This is a genomic window from Oleiphilus sp. HI0128, assembly GCF_001635365.1.
Map to the genome: position 1 here is coordinate 1 of NZ_LWGG01000436.1, position 458 is coordinate 458.

Genomic DNA, 458 nt, shown 5'->3' on the forward strand with positions numbered 1-458 from the left:
ACCATCATCAGGTGCTCCCCCGCAGCGAACTTCATAAACATCCAACTGCGACACAGCATGTATCCCCAAAGCCAAGACCTCACTACCTGCAAAGACTTCTTCTATGGTGTGATTGATGACACTGAAGAGCGTCGTTATCGATACGACACCAGCACCGGTGCACCGATGTGGGTAGAGGAAACTGAGGAAGACTCAAGTTTCATGCTCGGAGCCAATGGTTGGGTTGAAGTATCAGACAAAATGTTGGTTGAGGGTACGCCAGGTGTTACAGCTAATGTGGTTGCAAAGGATGCAAGCGATAACATTTTAGCGAACTGGCAAGTAACGCCATTCTCTGCGAATGTTACGGAAGAGCCAATGTTTGGTTTGATCCCTCGTGAGTGGAGTGAAGAAGGCCTAACAGCGCCTGAAGAAGTCTTTGCAGGTAGTGAGGTCTTGGCTTTGGGGATACATGCTGT

At 48.9% G+C, this 458-nt stretch carries 1 protein-coding gene; it reads left to right on the forward strand.

What is annotated here, in order from left to right; genetic code table 11:
- Positions 1–57: 57 nt before the first annotated feature.
- A partial coding sequence (locus tag A3763_RS05350; RefSeq protein WP_156494934.1) for a hypothetical protein occupies positions 58–458 on the forward strand: 401 nt, incomplete at its 3' end.